Source organism: Bradyrhizobium japonicum USDA 6 (assembly GCF_000284375.1).
GTDB classification, from domain to species: Bacteria; Pseudomonadota; Alphaproteobacteria; order Rhizobiales; family Xanthobacteraceae; genus Bradyrhizobium; species Bradyrhizobium japonicum.
The window spans coordinates 3,391,990-3,411,551 of the sequence record NC_017249.1; the positions used below are offsets into that span (position 1 = coordinate 3,391,990).

Sequence of the window (19,562 nt, forward strand, 5' to 3'; positions counted from 1 at the left end):
CGGGGACACTCGCGCGAAGAGGGCGGATCAAGAACGCCGACGATGTGCGGGGCGGCCTCACATGGGCGGTAAAGATGTTCCTCGCCGCGGCGGCGATCGGCCTCGATGAGCACCGGTTTCGGATGCCGGCGGGAATCGAACCGGCGCGGTCTAGCCGCACACCCGCGGAATGTTGTTGATCGCGAACCGCACCGGCACGGGTTGCGCCGGACGTCGAGGTGTAGACGGGATCGACGTTGGCAGCTCCAGCGTAGCGGCCGCTGGGCCGCTGCCGCGACGCCTATTCGACGGCTCACGCATTTCACTTGTAGTCTAGCGGCGGATCGAGCAATCTCTTGTACCGTCGAGCGAAGCCTTCTTGACTCGCCGCTCGTGGTCGTCGGCAAGAGCCTTAAGCTGAGCCGCAATCACTTGGTCCGTCATGGCTTTGGCAGAGCGAAGCAAGGTCTTCGCAGTCCTCAAATATTCTTTGCCTCGCTGTGAGATCTGAAGCGTCATGACGCCCTCGCGCGGTTTTCGGGCGACTGGTCGAAGCGTGTTGGAACCAGCCTATCCAATTGTGCTCACCCTGGTGGCGCGCCGTGAAGCGATCGACGCACCTTGGACCTCCAGGCCCGCGATCGTTCAACAGAACGCCGACTTCGGCCGGTATCGAGGGCGGGGGCGATTGGTTGCAGATTGAGTTCAAGCCAGTTGAAAGGAAAGTCACCTCTCGCCATGGAGTTGATAGCCGACCGTTATCGGAACGGCTGGGGCGCGCCTGGGTTCTACGGCGAGAGAGTGGCGCTCGTTCCACGAGGATTTCGATCGAGCGGAACTATCGATCCATTGCTTTACCAGCGAATTTCACGGCAGTAAGGCCGGCTTCTGCGAGGGGGATCCCTATAGCCGTATCCGGTCGGACCGGGGATCGGCTGGCATTTTTCGGGCGACGGAGTACGATTTCTCCCGGCGGAGACAGACCGCGCGTGTGGCGCGCGAAGAGCTTGATTGGCCGACTTCCGGCCGAGGCTCGACGCCGGAGTCTGACAGATGGTGCGGCAGTCGTTGAACGTCGCATACTCGGATGGTAGTTCCCAGGTGTTGTGGGAGGATGGCGAGCGCGTGTTTAGCCGCGGCTGGCGAGTGGACGACAATGGCAACCGGCTCGCCGTCCTGCTTGTTGCTCCTGCCGCCCATCACCCGTCCCGGTCAAGACTCGATCGTCTCACGCACGAATACGAGCTGAAAGATGAACTCGACGGGGCATGGGCGGTGCGGCCACTGGCCCTCATGCGCGACGCCGGTCGGACCGTGCTAGTGCTCGATGATCCAGGCGGCCAGCCGCTCGACCATTTGCTCGGTGAGCCCATGGAGGTAGCGCGCTTCCTGTGCCTGGCTATCGCCGTTACCTCAGCCTTGGGCAAGCTTCATCAGCGCGGGCTCATCCACAAAGACATCAAGCCAGCTAATATCGTCGTGGACTGCGCGGATGGACATGTGCGTCTCACCGGGTTTGGCATCGCATCCCGCCTGTCCCGCGAGCGGCAGGCGCCCGAGCCGCCCGAAACCATCGCCGGTACGCTCGCTTACATGGCACCCGAACAAACCGGGCGGATGAACCGCTCGATCGACGCCCGCAGCGACCTCTACGCCCTCGGCGTCACGCTGTACCAGATGCTCACGGGCGTGCTGCCCTTCACGGCGGCGGATCCGATGGAATGGGTGCACTGCCATATCGCAAGACGACCGGCGCCCCCCAGCGAGCGGTTAAAAAACCTCCCAGGCTCGGTCTCCGCGATTATCATGAAGCTTCTCGCCAAGACTGCCGAGGAGCGTTACCAGACGGCTGCAGGTGCCGAGAGAGATTTACGGCGCTGCCTCGCTGAATGGGAAACCCGTGGCGATATCGATGAATTCCCGCCCGGGGAACATGACACCCCGGACCGGCTGCTGATCCCCGAGAAATTGTATGGTCGGACGGCCGAGATCGATACCCTGCTTGCCTCCTTCGACCGTATCGTTGCCGGCGGCAGGCCGGAGTTGATCCTGGTTTCCGGATACTCCGGCATCGGCAAATCCGCGGTCGTTAACGAGCTTCATAAACGACTTGTTCCGCCCCGCGGTCTTTTTGCGTCGGGCAAGCTTGATCAGTACAAGCGCGACATCCCCTACGCCACCCTTGCGCAGGCCTTTCAGAGCCTGATCCGCCCTCTCTTGAACAAGACCGAAGCGGAGCTGCGGAAATGGCGGGAGGCGCTGCTCGAGGCGCTCGAGCCGAACGCTCGGCTCATTGTCGATCTCGTTCCGGAATTGAAGCACATCATCGGCGAACAGCCACCGGTCCCCGAGCTGCCGCCACAGGATGTGCAAGGTCGCTTTCAACTGGTGTTCCGGCGATTCATCAGCGTGTTCGCGCGGCCGGAACATCCGCTCGCCCTGTTCCTTGATGATCTCCAATGGCTCGATGCAGCAACGCTCGATTTGCTTCAGGATCTGTTGACCCGGGCGGATGTACAGAACCTGTTGTTGATTGGCGCTTACCGCAACAACGAAGTCGATCCCGTCCATCCGCTGACACGCAAGCTTGAGGCGATCCGCCAAGCCGGAGCGATACTACAAGGCATCGTATTGGCGCCCTTATCCTGTGAAGATCTGGGACAATTGATCGCGGATTCCGTTCACAGCGAACCGGAGAAAATCGCGCCGCTGGCACAGCTGATTCACGAGAAGACAACCGGCAATCCGCTTTTCGCTATTCAGTTCATTTCTGCGCTCGCCGACGAAGCATTGCTCACTTTCGATTATGACGAGGCGCGATGGTGCTGGGACCTGAATCGCATTCACGCCAAAGGTTACACCGACAATGTGGTGGACCTTATGGTGGGGAAGCTGAACCGTCTGTCCGCCGAAACCCGGAACGCATTGCAAAAGCTCGCCTGCCTGGGCAACGACGCAGAGTCCGCCATGTTGCGGATCGCTTACCAGGACTCCGGGGAGGAGATGCACGGCCAGCTTTGGGAAGCCGTGCGAGCAGGGCTGATCCTTCGTTCAGAGGATTCCTACAAGTTTCTCCACGACCGTGTCCAGGAAGCGGCCTACTCCTTGATTCCGGAGGAATCGCGTGCCGAAGCCCATCTCCGAATGGGGATGCTCCTCGCAGCGCAGACCCCTCCAGAGAGGTTGGAGGAGACGATCTTCGAAATCGTCAATCAGCTCAACCGCGGCTCGCATCTCATCACGTCAACTGAGGAGCTTGAGCGGGTCGCTGAGTTGAATTTCATTGCAGGGAAACGCGCAAAGACCTCGACAGCATATGCCTCGGCGCTGAACTACCTGATCTCCGGCGTAGCACTGCTGCCAGGGGACCCCTGGGAGCGCCAGCACGACCTGATCTTCGAGCTGGAGTTGCACCGGGCCGAATGTGAGTTCCTTACTGGTGCACTGGCGGAAGCCGAGCAGCGCCTGGCGATGCTGTCGGCCCGTGCCACAACGACGATCGAACGAGCCCGCGTTACGTGCCTGCAGGTGGATCTTTACACGACACTGGATCAGGGCAGTCGCGCGATCGCAGTCGGTCTCGACTATCTCCGCCACCTGGGTGTTGACTGGTCGGCGCACCCGACGGAAGAAGAGGCAAGGCGCGAGTATGACCGGATCTGGTCCCAACTCGGCTCCCGCGCGATAGAAACCCTGATTGATCTGCCTTTGATGAGCGATCCCGTATCGCTCGCGACCCTTGATGTGCTGACAAAGCTCGGGCCGCCGGCCCACTATACAGATGCGAAACTACGTTCGATGGTCATCTGTCGAGCAGTCAATCTCAGCCTCGAGGGCGGCAATTGTGACGGGTCGTGCTACGCCTATGCAGTGCTAGCCAGGCTTGCTGGACCGGAATTCGGCGACTACCAGGCGGGACTTCGATTCGGTCGTCTCGGCTATGAACTGGTCGAACAGCGCGGGCTAAAGCGCTTCCAAGCCAGGACCTATTTGAACTTTGGATATTTACTCATGTTCTGGACGAGACATGTCCGGGAAGGTCGTGATCTGCTGCGACGTGCGTTTGAGACGGCAAACCAGATAGGTGACCTCACTTTTGCGGCGTACTACTACACCCACCTGAACACGTATCTTCTCGCGGCGGGCGATCCGCTCGATATCGTGCAGGTCGAGGTCGAGCATGGTCTTGCGTTCGCGCGGAACATGCGGTTCGGCTTTGCGATTGACTCCATTGCCGGCCAGCTAGGGCTGATCCGGACGCTCCGCGGCTTGACGCCGATTTTCGGTTGCTTTGACGATGGGCAGTTCAACGAACTCCTACTGGAGTCCCGTTTCCGCAAGAACCCGGATCTGGCGTTGGCCGAGGGCTCGTATTGGACCCGCAAGCTGCAGGCACGTTTCTTTGCCGGCGACTATGTGGGTGCCCTTGAGGCCTCATTGAGGGCGCAACAGCTGCAGCCGACATCGGCGTCTTTTTTCGAATGCGCGGAATATCACTTTTACAGTGCGCTCTCCAGAGCGGCATCCTGCGAGTCCGCGGCGGCCGCCCAACGGCAGGAGCATGTCGAGGCACTGGCTGCGCACCACCGACAACTCGAGGTCTGGACGACGGCTTGCCCGGAGAGCTTCGAGAACCGCGCCGCACTCGTCGGGGCGGAGATCGCCCGGATCGAAGGCCGCGCGCTCGACGCCGAACATCTTTACGAGCACGCTATCCGCTCGGCACACACGCATGGCTTGGTCCACAACGAGGCGCTCGCCAACGAAGTCGCCGCACGCTTTTATTCCGCACGCGGGTTCGAGAAGATCGCGCATGCCTATCTGCAGGACGCGCGGTACGGATACATTCGCTGGGGAGCCGACGGCAAGGTGCGCCAACTCGACGAGTTGTATCCGCACCTCAGGAAGGAAAAGCCAGCTGCCGGCCCCACAAGCACGATCGGGGCACCCGTCGAACAACTGGATCTATCTACTGTTATCAAAGTCTCGCAAACCGTGTCGGGCGAGATCGTCCTGGAAAAGCTGATCGACACGCTGATGCGCACGGCGATTGAGTACGCGGGTGCCGGGCGAGGTCTGTTGATCCTTGCGGTAGGTGATGGGTACCGGATTGAGGCGGAAGTCACGACCAGCAATGATATGGTGACCGTCGGTCAGCGACAAGCAGGTGTAACCGCCGCAAATCTACCGGAGTCCATTCTACACTACGTGATCCGGACCAAAGAGAGCGTTCTGATCCACGATGCCGCTGCCGCGAACCCGTTTTTCGCCGATGAGTACATCCATAAGCATCACGCCCATTCAATTCTCTGCCTGCCGTTGCTCAAACAAGGCAGGCTGGCCGGGGTACTCTACCTAGAGAACAACTTGGCGGCACACGTTTTCACACCTGACCGCGTCACAGTCTTGAAGGTGCTCGCGTCGCAGGCGGCCATCTCGCTCGAAAATTCGCGGCTTTATGACGATCTCGCAGATCGGGAAGGGAAGATCAGGCGTTTGGTCGACGCCAACATCATTGGGATCCTCATTGCCGACAGCGAAGGACGGATCCTCGAAGCTAATGACGCGTTTCTACGCATCGTAGGATATGACCGCGAGGACTTGGTTTCGGGGCGCGTGCGCTGGACCGAGCTGTCCCCGCCCGAATGGCGCGAGCGGGACATACTGACTCAGGCGGAACTGAACTCGGCCGGAATAGTTCGACCCTTCGAGAAGGAGTATGTTCGGAAGGACGGCAGCCGCGTTCCCGTACTTATTGGCGCTGCTCTGTTCAAGGAAGGAGGCGACGAGGGCCTTGCATTCGTGCTCGATTTGACGGAGCGAAAGCGCGTCGAGGAAGCGCTTAGCCAGGCACAAAGACTGAGCCGCACCGGCTATTGGATCTACAACGCCACAACGATGCGTTACCTCTATTGGTCGGACGAGAGTTACAGGATCTGGGGGTTTGATCCGTCGCAGGGCCTGCCAAGTCGGCAAGGTATTTGGGAACGTATTCACCCAGAGGACCGCGACAGAGTGTGGGGCGCGGTTCAGGAGGCCGTGCAACGGAAGAGAGACTTCGTGGCCGAGTTCAGACTTCTCCTACCTGATGGAACAATCAAATGGGTCGAAGGAACCAGCTATCATGTGTTTTCGCCTGGGGGCGCGCTGGCTGAGGTTATCACCACAACCGTCGATGTGACGGAGCGAAGGCGGGCACAGGACGAACGTGAGAAGCTGCGTCAGTTCGAACTGGATTTCGCCCACATGAACCGCGTGAGCATGATGGGAGAATTGGCGGCCTCGCTGTCTCACGAAATTCTGCATCCGATCGCTACTGCTCGTAACAACGCCCGTGCAGGGATGCGCTTTCTGGAGATGAAACCGCCAAATTTGGATGAGACCAGGGAAGCGCTCGCTTGCGTCGTGAGGGACACGGACCGCGCCAAGGATATCGTCGGACGGATGCGTGATCACATCAAGAAAGCGCCTCTGCGAAAGGAGCGTTTTGATCTCAATTCGGCTATCAACGAAGTGATTGTACTGGCGCAAAGCGCAATTCACAGGAACAGCGTTTCGGTCCAAACCCGGCTCGCAGATGGACTGCTTCCGGTTATGGGGGATTGCGTTCAGCTGCAACAGGTATTGCTGAACTTGATCCTGAACGCGGCCGAAGCGATGGGCTTGGTCGAGGAAGGGGCGAGAGAGCTATTGATCAGCACCAGGGAGGATCAGACCGGCGCCCTCGTAACCGTACGGGATTCGGGGCGGGGCATTGATCCGGAGCACTTCGATCGAGTCTTCGACGCCTTTTACACCACGAAGCCCGGTGGAACAGGGATGGGGTTGTCGATATGCCGTTCCATCATCCAAGCACATGGAGGCAAGTTGTGGGCGGAAGCGAACGAACCTCGCGGCGCCGTATTTCAGTTTACCCTGCCGGCGGACAACGACTCATGAATTATCTTCAATTGGCGTACCCGACCGCAGAGCAGAACGCACGCATCGCTCGAGAATGTCATCGTCCACTGGCTTGCTAAGATAGCAAACAACCCCGTCCTTCAGAGCCTGATCCCTGACAACCTCATCGGGGTAGGCGGTAACGAGGATCGTTGGGATTGCATACCCTGCATCGACCAAACGCCTGTGCAGCTCGACTCCGGTCATTCCGGGCATGTTAACGTCAGTGACCAAGCAGGCGGTTTCAGGCAGGGCACGCGATGCCAGGAAATCGGCCGCCGACGAAAACGCTTCGACAGTATAGCCCAGCAGCATTATTAGCTTTCGTATTGACTCACGGTGGGGCTGATCGTCGTCGACGACGGATATCAGTGTACGGTGCAACATAGCGGCTTCCAGGCACTTCCGCCGGCCGGCGAGGCAGCGCCTCGCGCTGCATGCAACATAGTGTCACGGACATCCCTCAATAACGCAATGTCGGCGTTCCTAAGCGATGGTTTAGTCATCCGGCTATCCGCTCAGGCAAAATATTCTGTTCATCTCGATAGATTGTGCGTAGGGTGTGCAGGACTAGGCAAGAATGCGCTTCCCCAACGCAGGATACCGGGAATGGGTGAGGCAAATCCCAGTGTCTTGGTTATCGATGATGATCCCGAATTTCGCGATTCGGTCGCGCGACTGTTGCGGACAGTCGGCTTGGATGCCCGACAATTTTCGTCTGTTCCCGATTTTCTCGAGGCCGATCCGCCGGATGGTCCTACTTGCCTGGTGCTCGACGTAAGAATGCCGGGGCGAAGCGGTCTCGATCTTCAGAGCGAACTTGTCGCCGCAAACAGGCAAGTGCCTATCATCTTCATCACAGCCTACGCCGACGTGCCGATGACTGTGCAAGCAATGAAGAGCGGTGCGATAGAGTTCCTTACAAAGCCATTCCGAGATCAGGATCTGCTTGACGCCATCGATGCCGGTCTCGCTCGCGATCGTGCCCGACGTGAGAGTGATAGGGTGGTGGCTGCAATAAGGCGGCGTCTCGACACGCTCAGCCCCCGCGAGACTGAGGTCATGCTCCATGTCGTGGCTGGTCGCCTGAACAAGCAGATTGCCAACGATATCGGCATCGCCGAGTCCACGGTGAAAGTGCATCGCACTAACCTGATGCGAAAGATGAAAGCGCGTTCGGTCCCGGAACTCACCCGGATGGCGGACTGCCTCAATATAAAACTGCAGCAGCTGCAGAACCTCTGAGCCCGAAAGGCGCGCCATCAGTGCTTTCGTGCGAGGGTGCCGTCTACTCGCAAATCGCATCCACCTCATTTCGCCGCGCCGCTGATCGTCTCCTTTAGGGGCCGATCCGGCCAACGGATTCGGGGCGCGAGGTTTACGCTCTCACTTCTAAGCGATCGCTTAGCACAAGCAGCGACAAGCGAACCTCATCATACCTCCGCGTAGTCGACCGCGGCGCCCCTATCCGTCAAAATGCGGCCGTTGACGGTCACCGAGTTCGTCTTCCCCCTTGGTGAACGACCACGAGCGCCCGAATCCGGGCAGGGCGACGCAAGGCCTGTCGGTAGAGACAGCCGCACCTTGACGGAGAACATAGCAGCCCATGGAGCTTCATCAGGTTCGCTACTTCCTCGCCGTCGCGTCCACGCTCAACTTCACCCGCGCGGCCGAGCAGTGCAACGTTACGCAGCCCGCTCTGACCAAGGCGGTGCAGAAACTCGAGCAGGAGCTCGGCGGCCAATTGATCTACCGCGAACGCCAGTTGACGCAGCTCACCGACCTTGGAAAAGAAGTCCTTCCGATGCTGGAGCGCACACTGGCCTCGGCAGAGGCGGTGCGTCGCCGAGCCCAGGAGTTCCAACGCAAGGAAGTCGCGCCACTGAAGATCGGCCTCGCCCCATCCATCTCGGCCTCGCTCGTCCTCGATCCGATCGCCGAGATCGCAAAGTTCGTTCCCGGACTTCACGTAGAGTTGCGTGAGGATGTGACGGAAAAGCTCGTCGACCTCTTGCTCGAGGGGGAGATCAATGCCGCAATGGTCGGCGACGTGCAGGACGTGCCCGCCCGCATCGACGACTGGTCGCTGTTCGAGGAGCGCTACGTCGCGGTTCTCGCGCCGACACACCGGCTCGCAAACCGTCTCTCGATCGGCATCGACGACCTCCGTGAGACCATCTTGCTGGAACGCGCCGGATGCGACATCACTCCGAAGATCCAACGGTCGTATTTCCCCGAGGAACCGCTCCACCTCGGCCACTGCAGCGGTCATGACTTGCACTTGCAGCACATGGCCGCCGCTGGCTTCGGCGTGATACTCGCGCCCGAGCACATGCCGCACCTTCCGACGCTCAAGACCATCCCGCTCGAAGGCGACATGGTTTCGCGGGAGGTGCGGCTGCTGGCAGTGCAGGGGCGCTGCTACTCGCCGGCGCTGGATGCGTTCGTCAAGTTCGCTCGCCTTCGCGACTGGTCGGTCGTCGCTCGGACGGCGTGAAATCGTCGAATGCGTCCAGCGCCCGGAAGAACATGCGGCGCATGCGTTCACTGCGGTTGGTTCAAAAGCCATCCAAATGCGCTACGCGAACAATGCTGCCTTCCCAAGCTGTCCCTGACCTCGACAGCCGGACACTGAGCCACCACCGTCGGACTCGCGGTAGACGCGCCACGCTCACCCGCTTCCGTGGCGCCCGACGACTGGAATGGAAACGATAACGACCGGGCATTTCCCATGGTTGACGTGCCGGCCTACGCCTATTGCTCGTCTAACCAGAGTGCTTGCTGGCACAGGATTGCGTAATCTCTCTCTTGGATGGATGCACCTTCCGCGTCGCAAGGACCCGCTCAAGTAATCGACCAGAGGAGTCTCCGATGTCGTTTCGCTTCATCACCAAGTCTATCCACGCCTACCTGATCGACTATCCTGTCGCGGTCGTCTTGATCGCCGCGCCGTTCGTGCTGGGGCTCGGTCAAAGCGGACCGGTTGCGGTGGAGCTTTCGGTCGTCGCCGGTGTGGCCGCGCTGCTCTTGGCCTCCCTGACCGACCATCCCACCGGGATCGTCCACATCATTCCCTATTGGCTGCACCTTTGGGTCGATCGCGCCGTCGGGGTGGTCTTTGTCATCGCACCGTTTGCCTTCAAATTTACAGGGCTCGACGCCTGGTACTACTGGGTCCTCGCTGCGGCCGTCCTGTTCACGACGTCAGTCCTGAACGCGCCTGAGAAGCGAGTTGCGATCCGCCCGGAATTGGGCAGGCGCGCAGCCGGCTGAAAGCTGCGATGGCGTCGTCGAGACGTCGCCGATGTTCGTCTGCAGCCGTCCGCAGGACCTCGGGGAGCGACAATAACGATCGCCTGTCGACTCCATGGAGATAGGTGAATTCCCCCGCCGGCGTTGCAGGATCACTCTCCAAAGGCATGGTCCGATCAATCCCAGGATCAGGAGCTGTGATAGTGCCACGTCGGCGACGGACGCTGATTGAACGATGCAAATTCTGTGAAAGAAAAGACACTGATGTCCCACGAAGCCTACGATATTGTCATTGTTGGTGCAGGCGCAGCCGGCTGCGTCGTCGCGAGTTATCTCGCCGAACGTACCGATGCGTCGATCGCGCTGATCGAAGCGGGCGATATGGATCGCGATCCGTTCATCCACATCCCAGCGGGCTTCGCCAAACTTCTGGCCCACGACCGGCATGTCTGGAAATACGAGACGATCCCCCAGCACGGGACGAAGCGAGCATATCGCTCAGGCAAGGTACTCGGCGGCGGCTCCTCGATCAATGCGATGTGCTACGTGCGTGGTCAGATTCGCGATTTCGCCGCGTGGCAGGACGCGGTCGGCGACACCGGAAAATGGTCGTATGAAGACCTGCTTCCCGTCTTCATGGCGCAGGAGGACAACGACACCTTCCACGACGAGTATCACGGCATAGATGGTGGCCTGGCGGTCCAGTTGCCCAAGGGCATCAACAAGCTGAACCAATATTGCCTCAAGGCATTCCAGGAATATGGGGTTCCCTATAATCCCGACTATAACGGAAGGAGCCAGATCGGCGTCTCGCCGGTGCAGTCGACGGTCGGAGACCAGCGCCGATGCAGCGCGGTCGACGCTTATCTGCGTCCGCACCTCACTTCGGGCCGCGTGGTCCTGCTCACCGGCAAGACCGTCGTTCGCGTCCTCGTCGAAAACAAGCGGGCTGTGGGCGTTGAGTTCATGGACACGAGCCTGAAGAGGATCATGGCCAACGAAGTTGTGCTGTCGGCTGGCGCCGTCCATAGCCCGACGATCCTCATGCACTCAGGCATCGGGCCAGCCGAGCAGCTGCGCCAACACGGTATCGCGGCGATCGTCGATTCTCCGGAGGTAGGCGAAAATCTCCAGGATCACCCGATGGTACCGGTCCGTGTCTATGTGAAGGGTGGTCTCGGCTATCAGGCTGCCGCCCAGGGCCTCGGCAGCGTGAAGGCGGGCCTGCGCTATCTCGTCACGAAGGACGGCCCGGCGTCGGGTAATGGCATCGAGACGGTGACACACTGGAATCCATCTGATTTCACCGCCGAGCCCACGATCCAATGCTATCACGCTCCTATCGTCTTGAACGAGCAGCTCGGCCCGGCGGGCGACCGCTCGGGCATCACTTTCGAACTCGTGGTGCTTCAGCCTAAGAGCCGCGGCTGGGTGCGGTTGGCCGACAGTGACCCGACGTCAATGCCCCTCATCAACCCGAATTTCGTTGGCGAAGAGGAAGACCTGAGGGCCGCGGTGGAATCAGTGCGCGCGATCCGCAAGGTCATGGCCCAGGAATCGTTGGCGCCGGTGATCGAGGAAGAGATGGACCCCGGCCTGCACATCCAGTCCGATGCGGAGATCCGCGAATGGGTGAAGCGGGTCGTGACGACAATGTGGCACCCGGTCGGTACCTGCCGGATGGGCCAGGATGCACGAGCGGTGGTTGACGCGAGGCTCAGGGTCCGCGGCGTCGACGGCCTCCGGGTAATCGATGCCTCGATCATGCCGAACATAACCAGCGGCAATACCAACGCTCCGACCCAGGCGCTTGCGCGCCACGCTGCGACGATGCTGGTCGAGGATCTGAAACGCACCTAAGGAGTTCTGGCGCGAGCAGGCGAGGCCGGCCTCCCGCCCACGCCGGGCGGGAAGCCGCGCGGGAGCTGACACCGGCCATGAGCGTCCAATGCGCATAGAAAGGTTCAGGTACCTGGCTCCCGCAGCCGTACTCGCTATCGGCATCTTTCTGGTCGATACCTTGTCATCACTGCAGTTCGCGGTCGCCTCGCTGTATGTTGTCGTCGTGTTGGTAGCTGCCCAGGATCTCGATCGCGGAGGCGCTGTCGTCGTCGGCATAGTCTGCGCACTGCTTACCATCCTCAGCTATATTCTTACGCACGGCTTCGTCCCCAATGGGAGCGCAACGTTGCGATCCAGCGTTAGCCTGATCGCGCTCTTGGTCACGACAATGCTTGTGCTCCATCGACTTTCCGCTAACCAGCGCGTCAAGAAAGCAGAGCGCGAACGTATGAACCTGGCGCGCTTCTTCCCGCCAGGCATCGCTGAACAGCTCATCAAGGCTCGGACCCCTCTTTCGTTTACGCGTCGTCAGCGTGCAGCAGTACTGTTTGTCGACATCGTCGGGTTCACTGAATTCTCATCCAACAGGCCGCCGGATGTCGTCGTCCGGACGCTGCGACACCACTTGCGTATGTTCAGTGACGTGGTGTTCTCCCATCAGGGCTCGATCGACAAGTTCATGGGTGATGGGCTGATGGCTTTTTTCGGCCCGAATTGACCAACCTGCGCGACGCCACGAACGCTGCGGAGTGTGCGATCGAGCTTATCAAATCCGTCGATTCCTGGAACCGACGCATTGAGGCGAGAGACCAGTCGCTCCGTATCGCCGTCGGTATCCATTACGGCGAAGTCATCTATGGAGACGTCGGCAATGAAAAGAAATTGGAACTCACCCTGATCGGTGATACCGTGAATGTCGCTAGTCGGGTTGAAGCCCATTGCCGGGTATTGGAGGCTTCTGTGCTCGTCACCGGCGAATTCATGGATGCATTGTCTGCGGAAGGGAGCGCGGAACTCGCCACCGCGTTTCGCGACGAAGGCGCACACATGCTGCGTGGCCGAAGAGATCCGGTCCGTCTCTTCAGTATTGGCAGGCCGTCGTGCGAGCAGGCCAACTGCGCTTGGCGGTTGCCTCGCCAGCGGAACTCATTGAATCACGGTGGAAATCGGCAAAACCAGGCCGACGTGTCCGGTTGCAGAGCCTCTAGAGGTCGTGGGAGGACCGGTGGACCTCGCTTATCGTACAGGAAGCGCGGTGCTTAGGGTGTCGATCGTAGAGAGCGCATAGCACCTACGATCGGATCGCACCTCGCTCTCAGATATCCTTCCGGACTTCGCCCTCCTTGGCCATCCGCCGATGGTCGCTGGGATCTCTATTGTACGCCTTTCGGAAAGCCCGCACGAAACTCGAACGGCTCTCGTACCCCGCATTAAGAGCCACTGCGTCGATCGACATCGTCGTTGTCGTCAAATCGATCGCAGCCTGGCGCATTCTCAAGTGTCGCAAGACAGCCATCGGGGATTGTCCAAAGATGTCCGAGAAGCGCGCCATGAACGCCGAACGACTCAATCCTGCACTGTGTGCCAGGCTTTGAACTGAATGGGCGGCTCCCGGCCGCGCCACCATATCGGCAAAAGCACGGGTGACCTGCCTGTCGGCAAGTATCGAGAACCGTTCAGTCCACCGTCGGGATGACTTGAGCGACCGTCGTACCAACGAGACAACGATCTGCCTGAGCAGAGAAGCTGTCATGGCTCCAACGCCGACCTCTTGCTGTAGCAACTCGTTCATGGCTTCGCGAAGTTTGAGATCGATTCTGTCCGCCGGCTCGAATTGCTCGATGACCGGTTCGCGGAGTTCTCCGAACAGCCTCACGGACTGACCAAAGGATGCGTTAAAAAAGCCGCATATCTGGACGATCTCTGGTTGCTCTTTCGGCACTGCGACGCGGAGGATGCCTTCTTGACGAGTCCAGCAGTCTCTCGAAATGAGCTTCGGAGGGCTACTTCCACCGTCAACCTCGATCATGAGCGGGGTGTTTGGCGGCACGATGATAAGTAAATGAGGGCGCAACGGTATCGTCGGCCCGCCATCAATTGATAGACGTCCCATGCCACTTAAGTTGTAGTGGATCCCGGGTACGTCAATCGTTCCAAATTCGACTCGATGGCCTCGCGGCACCAGAATCTCGGTCATGGCGATGACATCTATGTCGAGCGCCTGCATCAAATTGTTGAGGTCTGTTGTAGACAATTTGACAGTGGCGCCCGAGGGCGACGAAACATTCTGCCCGACAAGAGCCTGCTTTGGAATCGATTTCGAATTATGCATGACTGTGGTGGCTCCTGCTAACGGCTACCAGCACCGATAGTGCTCCGAAATCTGTTCTCCGAGGATCAGCGGGGGCGTCGCCATGCCGTTCGTACCACTGAACCTCGTCTCTCGCCACTAGGCGAAATTTGGACTTGCGGAGAACGCAAATGCTCCAATAGCCATTATGCTCCGGGACTATAGTTCCCGACCGTCATCCCGTGTGCGCTACAACGCGCGCGGGATGACGGGAATGATTAAGACGACGACTTCAACGAATTCGTATCGATCGGCAGGCTGCGCACACGCTTGCCTGTTGCGGCGAAGATCGCATTGGTCACTGCAGCACTGACAATGGCCGTCGGAGCTTCACCAACGCCACCCGGAGCCTCCGCGTTCTTGATCAAGTGTGTCTCCACCACCGGCACCTCGTCGATACGCATCGGCAGATAGTTGTCAAAATTGCTCTGCTCGACCCGACCATCCTTGAAGGTGATTGACCCATGGAGTGCGGCGGTGAGGCCGAAAAGCGTTCCACCCTGAACCTGCGCTTCGATTGTATCCGGATTAACGTGCATTCCGCAGTCAAGCGCACAGACGATCCGCTTGACTTTGACGGAGCCATCGGCCGCTACTTCGACCTCGGCGACCTGCGACGTGTAACTTCCGTAAGCGAATTGTACTGAAATTCCGCGGCCATGCCGCACGGGAAGGGGGGATGCCCACCCCGCTTTTTCCGCCGCAAGCGATAAAACAGCGAGTGCTCGCGGATTGTGGCCAAGCAATCCTTTGCGGTAGGTGACGGGATCCTGCTTCGCGGCATGAGCGAGCTCATCTATGAAGCTTTCGACCACAAAGACATTGTGAGTCGGTCCGACGCCGCGCCACCAAGACGTCCGGACACCAGGGGGCTCGACCCGGACAAAGTCGACGTGGATATTGGGCAGCGCATAGGGCGGCTCTGCCGCCGCTTCGACGGCATCGGGGTCCAATCCGTGCTTGACGTAAGGGGGATAATAGCGAGCCATGACTGAGGAGCCGGCGATCCGATGCGTCCAGGCAACCGGCTTGCCGGCCGCGTCAAGCCCGGCCGACAGTCGATCGAGATAGTACGGCCGATACATATCGTGCTGGATATCTTCCTCGCGGCTCCAGATCACCTTCACCGGGCCATCGACGTGCTTGGCGATCTTGACGGCCAGCACCGTGCCATCGGCCTCCAGCCTTCGACCGAAGCCACCGCCAATCAGGTGATTGTGAATCTTGATTGCCTCCTTTGGCAGGCCGGTGAGTTCGGCCACCAGAGACTGCGTGATCGTAGGCGCCTGCGTCCCGACCCAGATGTCGCAGCGATCGTTCTGCTGGTGGACCGTGCAGTTCATCGGCTCCATCGCCGCATGGGCCAGGAAAGGCACCTGATAGATGGCGTCAACCCGTTGCGTCGCGGCCGCAAGGGCGTCCTCTGCATCACCATCGTTACGGGCAACCGCGCCTGGTTTTTTGGACGCCTCCTCCAACTGCTTGACGATATCGGCATTACTGATCTTCCCGTTCGGCCCATCGTCCCACGTGATGGCAGCCGCCTCGAGCCCCTTCTTCGCCGCACCCATGTGATCCGCCACCACGGCAACAGCTTCATCGATGTTGACCACCTGCCGGACGCCCTTCACCGCCAGCGCGGCTTTCTCGTCCACCGCTTTCGCTTTACCACCGAGCACAGGCGAAATGGCAACCGCTGCAACCTTCATGCCCGGCAATCGTGTATCTATGCCGTAGAGCGCGCGCCCATCGACCTTTATCGATGAATCCACGCGCCTGGCACGCGTGCCGATCAAGGTGAAATCCTTCGGCTCCTTCAATTTGACGCTTGCCGCCGGCGGCACAGGCAATTTCGCCGCGGCCGTCGCAAGTTCGCCGTAGCTCAGATGCTTTGCGCCTGACGCATCGAAGACGATGCCGTCCTTGGCGCGGCAGGTCGCCGGATCGACGTTCCAGCGTTTTGCGGCTGCCGCGATCAGCAGATTGCGACCTACTGCGCCTGCCTGACGCAGCGGTGTCCAGAACGCTCGGACAGAGGCGGAACCACCTGTATTTTGAATGCCTATGATCGAATTGACGTAAAGCGCGTGATTTGGCGGCGCATGCTGAACCTGAATTTTGTCAAGCTTCACCTCCAGTTCTTCAGCGAGAAGCATCGAGAGCGACGTGTAGACCCCTTGTCCCATCTCGACCATCGGCATGACCAGCGTTACGGCGCCCGTTGGATTGATCCGTATAAATCCATTCGGAGCGAAAGTACCCGTGACCTCGTCCTCGACGACCTGCGAAGTGGGCGCCGCGAAGACGGAGCTCGTGCTGGCGCCGGTCAGCGAAAAGCCGAGCAGAAAGCCTGCGCCCTGAAGGAAGGCGCGCCGTGACATGCCTGTTTCCTCGGCGACCTGCTCGCTCAAAATCGGCCCATTCATGATCTCAAACTCCGGCAGCCAGCCTGATCGCGGCGCGGATGCGCTGATAGGTGCCGCATCGGCAGACATTCCCCGACATGGCGGCGCCGATGTCGTCATCCGTCGGCTTCGGCATGTCTTTCAGGAGCGCCGCCGCCGACATGATCTGGCCAGATTGGCAGTAACCGCACTGCACCACCTCGAGCTCCAGCCACGCCTTCTGCAAGGCTGCGCCCTGCGGCGTCCGCCCGATCGCCTCGATCGTGGTGACCGCGCTGTCCCCAACGCTGTCGATCGTTGTCTGACAGGAGCGGACCGCCTGGCCGTCGACATGCACAGTGCAGGCGCCGCACAGCGCCTGGCCGCAGCCGAACTTGGTTCCGGTCATGCCGAGCACATCGCGCAGCACCCACAGCAGCGGAATGTCACCGTCGACATCGACTTCATGGGGTGTACCGTTGATTTTCAACGTGAATGCCATGCGTGCCTCCTGAGCGCGTTGGGAGTGAGGAGTGAGTGGACGGGCACCCACGCATTGGTAGTCCTCGACAGGCTCAAGTCGCCCGATGCGGCCTATTCCGGCAGATGCGACGGATTGAGGTTGCGCGGGGCGTTACTCGATGAATCTCCGATAGCGACACCCATTGATCGCAGCGCGGGACGAAATCTTCCAATAGCCGGCATGTATGGTTTCCATAGCAGCGGGGAATACTGCTGCGATGGTGCTGTCCGCCAAAGGCATCGCACTGCGCGGCGAGCGGGCGCGGGCTCATTCAGCTTCGACAATTGCTTCCAAGAGTGAAAGTGACGCGCGCATTTGGCGCATCGATCGGCGGCGCGAGCATTATAAACGAGCTCGCGCATGCGCACCAACGCGAAGGGCTAATAAAGAGGAAGTGAGTAAGCGTCGATAATGATTGATTTGTACCGACCCGTCGAAACAACGACAGATGGTCGAACGACAAGTAAGTCCACGAACAGGTCGATGATGTCAGACATCTTGAAGAAAATCGAAGCCTATAAGCGCGAGGAGATTGCCGCCTCCAAGCGTGCTCATCCCCTCGCGAGCATCGAGGCACGCGCCAAGGCGGCGGCGCCACCGCGCGGCTTCGTCCGCGCGATCAAGGAAAAGCATGGCGACGGTGACCATGCGCTGATTGCTGAGATCAAGAAGGCTTCGCCATCGAAGGGACTCATCCGCGCCGATTTCGATCCGCCGGCCCTGGCAAAGGCCTATGAGGCCGGGGGCGCGGCCTGCCTCTCGGTGCTGACCGACACTCCGTCGTTCCAGGGGCATCTCGACTTCATGGTCGCGGCGCGCGCGGCGACCAATCTGCCGGTGCTGCGCAAGGATTTCATGTTCGACACCTATCAGGTCGTCGAAGCCCGCGCTCATGGCGCGGACTGCATCCTGATCATCATGGCCGCGCTCGATGACGCCGCCGCCAAAGATATTGAGGACGCCGCCATCGCGCTTCAGATGGATGTGCTGGTCGAGATCCACGACCGGGCCGAACTCGAGCGGGCGCTGAAACTCCGCTCGCCGATGGTCGGCGTCAACAATCGCAATCTCCGTACCTTCGAGACCACGCTTGCGACCAGCGAGGCGCTAGCGCCGCTTATCCCGGAGGAGCGGCTGATGGTCGGGGAAAGCGGTATCTTCACGCCGGACGATCTGGCCAGGCTTGAGCGTGTGGGAATGTCGACCTTTCTGGTCGGCGAGAGCCTGATGCGCCAGCCGGATGTGACGGCAGCAACCCGCGCGCTGCTGGTGCGGGACACGCCGGCGACGGCGGCGGGAATACGTTCCAGCCGAGTCGCGCCATCCTCTCAATAAGCGGCTGCATGAGGCCGCGCTGGAATGCCTGTGCGCCTTCCTTCGATCATCTGCAACGCCGTATGACGGCGCCCTGGCCCCGCGCCTTAAGCGCGGCGGCCAGAAAATCGATCGTTGCGCGAACGCTGGGTAATATGCCGCGCCGTGATGGATGATGCCGTCCTGGGCGCTCCACTCCGGCAGAATGCGGACCAGCTGTCTACGCTCTAACGTCCTAGTACTCGCCGGACGCAAAGCATTCTGATTTCGTTAGTTTGGTGTAGTTGCTCAGCACTCGGGGGATCAATGGAGCCGAGAGTCTCGATACTAAACTTCGCTTCAAGCTCTGACGCCATGCAGATGCAAATCTGCAAGCAAGCGTCCGTCGAAAAGCCGCCTTGCTGCGCGCAGCCGTTTCGGCACGCTGAGAGAAACTGCGGTCGCCATTCTGCAGCCGTGGCGATTGTTATGAAGTTGACGGCAGCTATCGTCAGAGCAGGGAGAAACGCGGACATTGCTTCGCTTCCCTTTTTTAGTTTGCTGAGGGGCCGCTCTAATTCGACTCCATCTTTTTCGCCTCTGGCAATATGTAGCTATTTGCGTAGTTGTCCCCTGAAACGGAACCACAAATGACCGATCAGTGATAGGACTATGGCGGTCAGGATTATCGGGAGCCAGATCGACGTGGTTATGATGAACAAGGATATGATCACCACACGTCCAAAGACCGATTCGCTGACCGGATTCTTAAGACGAGCGAAGTAGGCGTAGATAACAAAGATGGTGGCCGGCACCATCCACGCGGCGACAAGCACGAGTAACAGGTCAACAAGTTGGCTGGCATAATGGTGCATGAGCGCACCTCCTGACAGCGTCGGCGCGAATTGCTGTCACCGCTGCGAGAGATGCGATGATCGTCGACGACAATTGGTCTTTGTTCGCGTTGGTGGGCATCTGCACGCTCGGCATCGCTGTCACG

14 protein-coding genes are annotated in these 19,562 nt (G+C 59.8%); 8 read left to right on the plus strand and 6 right to left on the minus strand.

Features of this window, described 5'->3' with window-relative positions; all coding sequences use genetic code 11:
• Nucleotides 1-312 precede the first annotated feature (312 nt).
• Nucleotides 313-498, minus strand: coding sequence for a hypothetical protein (locus BJ6T_RS15920; RefSeq protein WP_028170012.1), 186 nt, complete (start codon nucleotides 496-498; stop codon nucleotides 313-315).
• Between the two features lie 534 nt (nucleotides 499-1,032).
• On the opposite strand from BJ6T_RS15920, the gene BJ6T_RS15925 reads away from it, so the two are divergent.
• Nucleotides 1,033-6,918: an ATP-binding sensor histidine kinase gene (locus tag BJ6T_RS15925; protein ID WP_014493454.1), complete on the plus strand. Its 5,886-nt coding sequence runs from the start codon at nucleotides 1,033-1,035 to the stop codon at nucleotides 6,916-6,918.
• Here BJ6T_RS15925 and BJ6T_RS15930 read toward each other — a convergent pair.
• On the minus strand, nucleotides 6,913-7,305 hold the full coding sequence (locus tag BJ6T_RS15930; RefSeq protein ID WP_014493455.1) for a response regulator transcription factor: 393 nt from the start codon (nucleotides 7,303-7,305) through the stop codon (nucleotides 6,913-6,915). The two genes, BJ6T_RS15925 and BJ6T_RS15930, sit on opposite strands and share 6 nt — an antisense overlap.
• Before the next feature lie 222 nt (nucleotides 7,306-7,527).
• Between BJ6T_RS15930 and BJ6T_RS15935 the strand changes: the two genes are divergently transcribed.
• From BJ6T_RS15935 to BJ6T_RS43610, 6 genes are all read left to right on the plus strand, one after another.
• Nucleotides 7,528-8,163, plus strand: coding sequence for a response regulator transcription factor (locus BJ6T_RS15935; RefSeq protein ID WP_028170010.1), 636 nt, complete (start codon nucleotides 7,528-7,530; stop codon nucleotides 8,161-8,163).
• Nucleotides 8,164-8,524: 361 nt separating this feature from the next.
• Entirely contained in the window at nucleotides 8,525-9,415 is an 891-nt protein-coding gene (locus BJ6T_RS15940; RefSeq protein ID WP_014493458.1) for a LysR family transcriptional regulator, read from the plus strand.
• 374 nt (nucleotides 9,416-9,789) lie between these two features.
• Nucleotides 9,790-10,191: an SPW repeat domain-containing protein gene (locus tag BJ6T_RS15945; protein WP_014493459.1), complete on the plus strand. Its 402-nt coding sequence runs from the start codon at nucleotides 9,790-9,792 to the stop codon at nucleotides 10,189-10,191.
• 243 nt (nucleotides 10,192-10,434) lie between these two features.
• Complete coding sequence (locus BJ6T_RS15950; protein WP_039227726.1) at nucleotides 10,435-12,030, plus strand: GMC family oxidoreductase; 1,596 nt, start codon at nucleotides 10,435-10,437, stop codon at nucleotides 12,028-12,030.
• Nucleotides 12,031-12,118: 88 nt separating this feature from the next.
• Nucleotides 12,119-12,730: an adenylate/guanylate cyclase domain-containing protein gene (locus BJ6T_RS49145; RefSeq protein ID WP_028170009.1), complete on the plus strand. Its 612-nt coding sequence runs from the start codon at nucleotides 12,119-12,121 to the stop codon at nucleotides 12,728-12,730.
• Nucleotides 12,727-13,275: an adenylate/guanylate cyclase domain-containing protein gene (locus BJ6T_RS43610; RefSeq protein WP_049803000.1), complete on the plus strand. Its 549-nt coding sequence runs from the start codon at nucleotides 12,727-12,729 to the stop codon at nucleotides 13,273-13,275. The genes BJ6T_RS49145 and BJ6T_RS43610 overlap by 4 nt, the downstream gene beginning before the upstream one ends.
• 52 nt (nucleotides 13,276-13,327) lie before the next feature.
• On the opposite strand, the gene BJ6T_RS15960 is transcribed toward BJ6T_RS43610, so the two are convergent.
• The 3 genes from BJ6T_RS15960 to BJ6T_RS15970 all read right to left on the minus strand — a co-directional run bounded on the left by BJ6T_RS15960 (nucleotide 13,328) and on the right by BJ6T_RS15970 (nucleotide 17,248).
• A complete protein-coding gene (locus BJ6T_RS15960; protein WP_014493464.1) occupies nucleotides 13,328-14,344 on the minus strand; it encodes a helix-turn-helix transcriptional regulator in 1,017 nt (338 codons plus the stop codon).
• 236 nt (nucleotides 14,345-14,580) lie between these two features.
• Complete coding sequence (locus BJ6T_RS15965) at nucleotides 14,581-16,788, minus strand: xanthine dehydrogenase family protein molybdopterin-binding subunit (RefSeq protein ID WP_014493465.1); 2,208 nt, start codon at nucleotides 16,786-16,788, stop codon at nucleotides 14,581-14,583.
• A 4-nt stretch (nucleotides 16,789-16,792) separates the two neighbouring features.
• On the minus strand, nucleotides 16,793-17,248 hold the full coding sequence (locus tag BJ6T_RS15970) for a (2Fe-2S)-binding protein (protein ID WP_014493466.1): 456 nt from the start codon (nucleotides 17,246-17,248) through the stop codon (nucleotides 16,793-16,795).
• A 507-nt stretch (nucleotides 17,249-17,755) separates the two neighbouring features.
• On the opposite strand from BJ6T_RS15970, the gene trpC reads away from it, so the two are divergent.
• Nucleotides 17,756-18,604, plus strand: a complete 849-nt coding sequence (trpC, locus tag BJ6T_RS15975) for an indole-3-glycerol phosphate synthase TrpC (protein ID WP_014493467.1) — start codon at nucleotides 17,756-17,758, stop codon at nucleotides 18,602-18,604.
• Nucleotides 18,605-19,176: 572 nt separating this feature from the next.
• Here trpC and BJ6T_RS15980 read toward each other — a convergent pair.
• The gene (locus tag BJ6T_RS15980; RefSeq protein WP_014493468.1) at nucleotides 19,177-19,437 is read right to left on the minus strand and encodes a hypothetical protein; all 261 of its coding nucleotides are present in this window, start codon (nucleotides 19,435-19,437) and stop codon (nucleotides 19,177-19,179) included.
• Nucleotides 19,438-19,562: the final 125 nt, after the last annotated feature.